Here is an 8346-nt window from a genome sequence, read left to right on the forward strand (position 1 = left end):
GGTCCGGTTCGAGATCGACGGATTCGAGGTCGACTTCCTCGCCGTCGAAGCACTCGACGAACAACACCGTCAGGTCCGAACCGTGCTCTTCGACATCGACGCCCTCGGGCCGGCCTTCGACGAACTGAACCATCTCTTCCTCGAGGGTGAGGGCGCGCCGTCCGTCGCCTTCCTGTCGACGTGGGTCACCATGACGTCGGCCCTCAACAGTGGCGACGCCGACGCGTTCACCGCTGCCGTGCCGGACCACATCCGCATCGTCGACCATCGACCGATGGGCTGGCCCGAGATGGATCGTCAACAGTTCATCGAGCTCATGACCGCTCCTGACGCGATGGGTCGGGGGATCACCGGCATGCGTGAGATCCATCGGTTCAGCGAGTCGGGCACCGTCGCCACCGGGTTCACGTTCGTCGACAGCGCCGATGCCATCGCCGAGCCGGGGTGGCAGTACGTCATCCTGTCCACACTCGACGTCGGTGCCATCGTCGCCGAATTCTTCGCCGTCGACGACCTCGGCCCGGTTCTTGCTCGGTTCGACGAACTCTCCGGCGCGGTCGAGCCGGGCGAGCACGAGGCGTGGAACGATGCCGACCGGTTGGCGCGGCGGCTCATGGAGCTGTTCGCCGATCGATCGTCAGACGACTGGCTGGACATGCTCGACCCCCAGACCGTCGCAGAAGAACGCGACCCGCTCCTCCGCGCGACACTGGTCGGACCCGACGGGCATCGCGCGGCGTGGACGCTCGACGACGGTGATCGACAGCTGCTGTCGAGCGTCGAGACCATCGCGGTCCGGGGTGATCGGCTCGCCCTCCACCGCTGGCAGTTACATGTCGACGACGGGGCGTTCAGCTGGGATGTGCTCCGACTCACCCACTGGAACGATCGCGACCTCGTGGACCAGTCGATCGGATTCGCCGGCGACGACCTCTGGGCCGCGCTGGCAGAACTCGATCGGCTGGCGAACGAGGAGATCGGTGATTCGTTCGTCGGCGACATCTACCGCATGTTCTCGCACGCCGGGCGGGTCCTGCTGGCGGGTGATGTCGACGGCTACTTGGCCTTCGCCCACCCGTCGTTCGTGATGGTCGATCACCGCCGGATCGGCTGGCCCGAACTCGACATCGAGGGCATGCGTCCCCGGCTGGAGTCGATCGTCGGCATGCCTGGCGACGTGTTCATGATTCTGGAGCGGATCGTCGAATCAGAGGCATCGTGGGCGGCCTGCTGGGTGCAACGTCTCGTATTCCAGTTCCCCGACGGCTCGGAGCAGTCGCAGCGCAGCATCATGGTGCTCGCCTTCGATCTCGACAGCGGGCTCATGGGCCGCATCGATCAGTTCGAGGAGGACCGCCTCGTCGACGCATTGGAGCGCCTCGACGAACTGATCGCCGAGTGCGGTGAGGTGTTGGTCAACCGCGCTTCGTGTTGCTGGGGGGCTGCCCACGGATTGCGCCGTGCCGGCCGACCCGACCTCATCGCCGTCCCTCTCGGGGACAACGCCGTGTTCGTCGACGAGCGCAGCAACGTGATGGAGCCGGCCGTGGTCGAGCAGCGTCGACTGTTGGCGGTGAGGGGCGAGCTGCTCGCGCTCGTCGAGATCCGGGGTCGACGAGCGGACGACGCAGCGATCCACTCGTTCGCCGTCGAAGAGATCGACGAGCACGGGCGATTGCGTTCGATGACGACGTTCGCGGCGGACAAGACAGGCCTCACCGGAGCTGCAAACCTGCTCGAACAGCGGAGTGAGGAGATCGCGGGATCATCGAGTGTGCTCACAGCTGGCGCGGCGTGGAACCGTGCCCACCGCGCTCGCGATGCCGACGCGATGATGGCCGTGTTGCGACCCGACCTGCTGTTGATCGACCACCGCCCGCTCGCTTTCCCAACCCTCGACCGGGATGCGGTCGTCGCATTGGTCAGCGAGCAGCCTGAGGCGCACCACGGGGTCCTCCTCACCGAACGCATCGTTGTCGTGAGCGACCGCGGCCTCGTCAGCCGGGGAAGCCAGTGGCAGTTCGGTACCGACGACCAGATGACGACGCTGATCCCGGCGTACTACGTCGTCACGGTACGCGACGGTCGGATCGACCGAATGGAGTTGTTCCCCGACGACGATCCGGTGCCGGCGATCGAACGGCTCGACGAGCTGACCTGAACCGCCGAAACCCGAAGCGATGTGCTGCGGAACGTGCCAGGCTCCCTGCAGGCACACTCCGCACTCGGACGAGACGCCACACCGCCCCTTCCGAGACGACCCACGGCTCGAACGGTGCCCATACGAACCCTGGTCACCGATCCAATCCGAGGGCTTCGTGGTTCCGAGCGCGTCACCCCGCCACATGCACGACGAAATCTGCGAACGGGCAACGACGGAGCCCTCCCGCCTGGTTTCCTCACAGAGGACTCCGGCCCTCAACAGGCTATTCTCTCGCCGTGACCAAGCGACGTGTACTGCTCTGTAAGAGCAACGGCGCCGGTCTCGGGCACGTCACGAGGATGATGGCCGTGGCCGAACAGCTGGGCTCGGAGTTCGACACAACGCTGTTCACCTTGTCCGCTGCGCTTCCGATTCCCGTGAACGCTGGTCTTCGAGTTGAGCATCTGCCCTCAGCGGGCTACCTCGACACTCCCGGCAACGCCTGGCACGACCTGCTCGAGGATCGGCTCGAGCATCTGATCGCCCGCTACCGCCCCCATCTCATCATGTTCGATGGTGTCCACCCATACCGAGGCCTCACCAATGTCCTCGGCCGGCGGCGGCGGCGGAGGCCAGTTCGGGTCTGGATGCGCAGAGGCATGTGGAAGCCGGGGATCCGAACGACTGCGATTCAACTCGCTGAGTACTTCGACCACGTGGTCGAGCCGGGCGACTACGCCCAGTCGTACGACCTGGGTGCGACGGCGGCGGCAGAAACCGGGGTCCATCGCGTCGCGCCGATCTGCTACCGAGGTCCCAACCCACCGCTCGACCGCGCCGCCGCATGCGCTCACCTGGGTCTCGATGCCACGCAGACCAACGCGTTGATTCAACTGGGAGCTGGAGCGATCAACGACATCACGTCGACGCTCGGCCAGGTCGTGTCCAAGCTGAATCAACGCAGCGTCGTCGTCTCGGTGGCTCGAAGCGTCCTGAGCGCTGAGTGCCACGAGTCCACCGCTGGAGCGGCAGTCGTCAGCGAGTTTCCGATCAGCCGATTCTTCGGCGCGTTCGACCTGGCTGCGATCGCAACCGGTTACAACTCGTTCCACGAGGTGTTGGCCCTCGGGCTGCCGTCCATCATGGTGCCGAACCTCGACACCGCGACGGACGATCAGGATGCGCGTAGCCGTTGGGCGGATGAACATGGCCTCGGCTACCGGTGGGACGGCACGAGCGCACCGGGCCTGGCACGCGCCGTCGACGGGCTCGTGTCATCCGGCGAGCGGGCCGAGATCAGGCACCGACTCGATGCTCTTCCGGACGCGACGGGCTCGGGAGAGGTCGCTCACCTGATCGACAACTGGACGTCGACATGAGCGACGAACAGAACGCACCACGAGGGCATGCGGTCTATGTGTGGGTCATCGACGTGCTGCCCGATCCGTGCGAGCCCATGATGCGGGGGGTGGCCACACAGGTTCGTCGTGGGAGAGGATCGATTCGGTACGCGCGAAGAAAATGGATTCGGCGCCTCAAACCAAGAATGCGTCGCACTCAACGTCATGCGCAACACGTCGCGCGTCGACTCTCTCGATTCCGTCTCCGGTTCGCTCGCGCCGCAGGCGCTGGCCGAACGGACTCCCGTATGGAAGATCCGATCCGGTCGCCGGACATCGCCGAACATCTCTCGTGGAGCGGAGCTGGCCGCCTACGTCGCGGCCTTTTCCCACCAATCGTCGCGCTGCAGGGGACTGGACCCGTTGTCCTCGTCGACGCGCTCGGACGGTCGACCGCCGACATTCTCGCAGCTCTTCCCGCGCTGCCGGAACGTTCGGTCGTCTTGACGAACGACCCCCACCTCGCACCCCTGCGTGCCGCGCAAGTCGTCTACGAATACGCACCGTTGGCGACGCCCGACGGCGCCCGCCCGGCCGAACGTCTCAGCGACCGGATCACATGGATCGACGATGTGTACGGTCTCGACGAGATCCGGACGCTCCCGCAGTCACGTTGATCACCACGCCACGACGCGGGATCGACCCGCCGTGTGCCACCATCCTGACATTCAATCGCTGATCGACAGCCAGGAACTCGGAAGCGGCTGCTCCCGACCGGAGCGGGAACGACTCACAGGCGCCGAGCGTTCGCGTGGTGCATCCCGCCGCGGGTGTCGAACACCAGCGGCGCAGCGTCGGCGATCTCGTCGAAGTCGTAGGCCGAATGGGTCTGCAGAACGATGGCGACGTCGCACTCTCGCAACTGTTCGGTGAGATCGTCGACCATTGCAACCGGCTCACCATCGACGTCGAACGACGAGAGGTACGGGTCGTGTGCGACGACCTGAGCACCGAGGCGGCGCAGGTTCCGGATGACGGCGGTCGCCGGGGTCTCGCGATCGTCCGCGATGTCGGGCTTGTAGGTCAGGCCGAGTACGACGATCCGTGAACCTCGAACCGACTTGCTCACTTCGTTCAACGTCTCCTGGACCCGGGCGACGACGTAGGCAGGCATCCGGTTGCTGATCTCCTGTGCGAGTTCGACGAACCGGAACTGGTAGCCGAGCGTGCGCACCTGATGTGAGAGGTAGTTGGGGTCGATCGGGATGCAGTGGCCACCGACGCCGGGGCCGGGCCGGAAGGCCGCGAAGCCGAACGGTTTCGTCTCCGCGGCGCGAATCGACTCCCACAGGTCGATGCCCAAGTCGTGGCAGAACACGGCCATCTCGTTGACGAGCGCGATGTTCACATGGCGGTAGGTGTTCTCCAGCAGCTTCGCCATCTCGGCCTCCCGGGGCCCGCTCACGGGCACCACCGTGTCGACGAACCGCTCGTACAGGGCAACGGCAGCTTCCGTGCACGCCGGGGTCATCCCGCCGACCACCTTGGGTGTGTTCCGCAGTCCGAACGCCGGGTTGCCAGGGTCGATGCGCTCCGGCGAGAACGCGAGATGGAAATCGATGCCGGCACGGAGACCTGACCGCTCGAGAATCTCCCGCAGCAGGGTGTCGGTGGTGCCCGGATAGGTCGTGGACTCCAGCACGACGAGCATCCCCGGCTGCAGACGGTCCGCGATGGTGGCACCGACTGCTCGTACCGCCGAGAGATCGGGGGCCTGGTGCTCGTCGAGCGGTGTCGGCACGCAGATCACGACGGCTCCGGCACCGGCGACGCAATCGGCGTCGGTAGTGAACATCGCTCCGCTCGCGAGTGCATCGGCCACCTGCTGGTCGGCGATGTCGTCGACGTGTGATCGGCCCGACGAGAGGGTCGACACCATTCCGTCATCGAGATCGAGTCCGACACATCGAAGGCCCGAGGTCGACGCCTCGATCATCACGGGAAGGCCAACGTAGCCGAGCCCGATGACCACCAGATCTATCTGCATTTGCGCTCCTGACACCGACCGGGGAACGCTAGCCGGAGCAACACTCGGTTGCTCGTTGTCGGCGCGCCGTTACGGACCATTCATCCGCAGGGTTGGACCGGCGGACTCGATCCATTCTCGAGATGCGCAGATGCCCACGTGTGGCGAACGGTAGGTTCTTTGTCCCTATGTCAACGACGTCGCCTGGAGGAACACTCGCCGACGCGCCTGTTGGGTCGGTCGGTGGCATCACAACGCCCGCGTCGGACTCGATCGCGGCGACGTTCATGCGGTTCATCCGGTCCAATCGGGGTCCATGCGTCGTCGTGGCTGCCGCGATCGTCGTACTGGTTGGGTTTTCTCTCCGATCGATCGCTGAACATGCGCCGCTCGGGCACGACGAGTCCGTCTATGCGCTGCGGGGTTCGTACTACTCCGGCGACTACAGCGAAACGCGCGGGTACTGGAGTGCGTACCGAGCGCCGGGATTGCCGATGCTGCTCGGGCTCGTTTTCCGCATCACCGGCCCGAGCGACAGTTTCGCTCGGATGACCGTGCTGGCGTTCGCCGTCGTGTTCGTCCTGGCGGTATTTGCGATCGGCACGATGGTTGCGTCGCCCTGGGTTGGCGCCTGTGCCGCCGCGCTCACTGCGATGACCTCCGCGTTCGCTCGCCTGTCCTCGCTCGTCTTCGTCGACGTGGCCGGAGTCGCCGTGGCCACGTTGGCCATCGCCGCCGCGCTCTTCTGGTGGCGAGGCGAGCGCCTCGCGCGCCCCGCGTACATCGTGATCCCCGGTTTATGTGGTCTCGCCACCACGATTCGCTTCGGCGCGCCAGTCACGATCGCCGCCGGAATGATCGGCGTCGTCCTCGTCGTCGGCCTTCGCGTCGGACCGGGACAACGTCGGCGCGTCGCGCTCGAGGCAGCTGCCCTCGGCATGCTCACGGGCGCAGCGTGTGCTGTGGTGTTGTTCGTCCCGGCGGCCACAGCCCAAAGCGTGTCCCCCGTCAGCGCACAACGCGCCTTTCGCGACGCGAAGGGAATCCCGACGTGGAGGTCGCTGGAAGATCTTCGTCGCCTGCTGTGGCCCGATGGCGAGCCGACCGACTTGTTCCACCCCCTCGTGTTCGCGGTTTTTGCCCTCGGCTCAGTCGTCGCGCTGGTCGACGTCGCCCGACGCCGCTCGATTTCCGACGCCGGCGTCCTCTTCAGCGTGGTCAGCGGTTTGCTGAGCATCGTTGCGCTCAACATCAACCTCAGCCACCTCGAATCGCAGTACCTCTTCGCGGTGCTGCCGTTCGCGGCGGTACTTGCTGCACTCGGCGTCTGCTCGATCTGGCAGTCGGTGTCAAATCGTGGGCGTTTCGGTACGGCCGGGCTGTTCGCTGTCGCCGTTGCCGTCGTTCTGGTCTTCACGTTCGCGTTCGCCGGCCAACTCGATCGGCGGACCACGTCGCTCGATACGTCCTTCCGCGCCATCGCCGACGCCGGCTACGCACTGCGCTCCCTCGACGTGGACGACTGCGTCGTCGTATCGGGAACCACGCCCCAGGCGGGATGGTACAGCCAATGCGCCGCGACCCCCTTCGTCAATCGCGGTCCCGACGTGGCCCTCGGCGAGCAGATCCGAAGCGGGTTGACGCTCGTGCCGACGGCCGGACCCACCTTCATCCTGTATCCGAATCGAGGCAAGCGACAACCAGATGCCAACCTCGTCGACGACAGTGCTGAGCTCACCCTCGTCGCGGAACGCGGCGCCCCGGAGGACGGCCCCCGACAGTGGGTGCGCATCTTCGCGGTCGACGAGTGCACTCTGGACGATGCCTGCACGACCACGCCGTGAACCCGGCCGTGCCGTGGAGAGCATGAGCGGTCCACAACCGTTCCACGAGACTCGAAACGCGAACACGCGGTTCGGAACACGCGAGACTTGACCAGATGAGACCACTTCGAGTCGCAGGTACCGTGGTCGCGGCCATGTTCCTCCTCGTCGGTGCGTCCACCGTGTCCGCGAGGTCCGACGGAGCCGCACCGACCTCGGAAGAAGAGGAGTCGAAAGACGCTCGGGATCCCGACCCTCCGCCGCCGCAGACCACGGATTCTCTCGAAGCTCAGCTCACGTCGTTCGGTTTCCCTTCACGAGCGTTCTCCTCCCCGGTTGATGCCTACGGCTCCGCGGCGAACTGGACCTGTGCGTACCCCAACATCCGGTGGGGTACGCATGACGCAGCCGATCTGCTCAAGACATCATTCGGCGCTGCGTACTACTCCGGGCTGACTCGCGACTGCGGCGCCTCGTTCGGAGCAGCGACGAGCTATCACAAGATGGGTTTGGCGATCGATCTGCCGTTCGACACGTCGAACGTCACGCTCAAGGCGCGAGGCGAAGCGTTGATCGACGCACTGCTGGCGCCGGACGCGGGCGGGACGCCACACGCGATGCTTCGTCGGCTCGGCATCGTGCGCATGATCTGGAACACGGGTTCGGGCAACGACCGCATCTGGAACGCCGAAAACGCATCCGATCGAGCGAACGGGCCCGACGTGTCGACGTGGCGACAATTGTCGAGCAGAAGCCATTTCGATCACCTTCATCTGACGCTCTCGCTGGCGGGAGGCAACGGACAGACGTCGTACTGGTCCGGTGGACCCGGGCTGGCTCGGTTCACCGATCCGGACAGCACGGGAGCCGTCTCATCGATCGCGGTCCACCAGTTCCGCACCGGCTGGACCACGATCACCAACGTCGACCTCAACGGAGACGGTGCCGACGAACTCCTCTACTACAACGCCAACACCGGCTTCACCCGCTTCATCAACCCAAACAACACCGGCA

The 8346-nt window shown here is 65.6% G+C and carries 5 protein-coding genes and 1 pseudogene; 5 read left to right on the forward strand and 1 reads right to left on the reverse strand.

The features are described from left to right. The 3 genes from WBV89_RS20100 to WBV89_RS20110 form a co-directional block, all read left to right on the forward strand. On the forward strand, positions 1 to 2161 hold a 2161-nt coding region (locus WBV89_RS20100), incomplete at its 5' end, for a hypothetical protein (protein WP_423983106.1). A gap of 278 nt (positions 2162 to 2439) precedes the next feature. Next, the gene (locus WBV89_RS20105) at positions 2440 to 3522 is read left to right on the forward strand and encodes a UDP-N-acetylglucosamine--LPS N-acetylglucosamine transferase (RefSeq protein ID WP_423983107.1); all 1083 of its coding nucleotides are present in this window, start codon (positions 2440 to 2442) and stop codon (positions 3520 to 3522) included. A 269-nt stretch (positions 3523 to 3791) separates the two neighbouring features. Continuing rightward, positions 3792 to 4160 carry a hypothetical protein gene (locus tag WBV89_RS20110; RefSeq protein WP_423983108.1) on the forward strand — a complete coding sequence of 123 codons (369 nt, stop codon included), beginning with the start codon at positions 3792 to 3794 and terminating at the stop codon, positions 4158 to 4160. Between the two features lie 113 nt (positions 4161 to 4273). Here WBV89_RS20110 and WBV89_RS20115 read toward each other — a convergent pair whose 3' ends face one another. Then, on the reverse strand, positions 4274 to 5530 hold the full coding sequence (locus WBV89_RS20115; protein ID WP_423983110.1) for a nucleotide sugar dehydrogenase: 1257 nt from the start codon (positions 5528 to 5530) through the stop codon (positions 4274 to 4276). A gap of 305 nt (positions 5531 to 5835) precedes the next feature. Here WBV89_RS20115 and WBV89_RS20120 point away from each other — a divergent pair, with 305 nt between their 5' ends. Continuing rightward, entirely contained in the window at positions 5836 to 7353 is a 1518-nt protein-coding gene (locus WBV89_RS20120; RefSeq protein WP_423983109.1) for a hypothetical protein, read from the forward strand. Between the two features lie 95 nt (positions 7354 to 7448). After that, positions 7449 to 8346 (forward strand): annotated as a pseudogene (locus WBV89_RS20125) (hypothetical protein); the annotation flags it as partial.

This window comes from Ilumatobacter sp., from assembly GCF_049588435.1.
Taxonomy (GTDB): domain Bacteria; phylum Actinomycetota; class Acidimicrobiia; order Acidimicrobiales; family Ilumatobacteraceae; genus Ilumatobacter_A.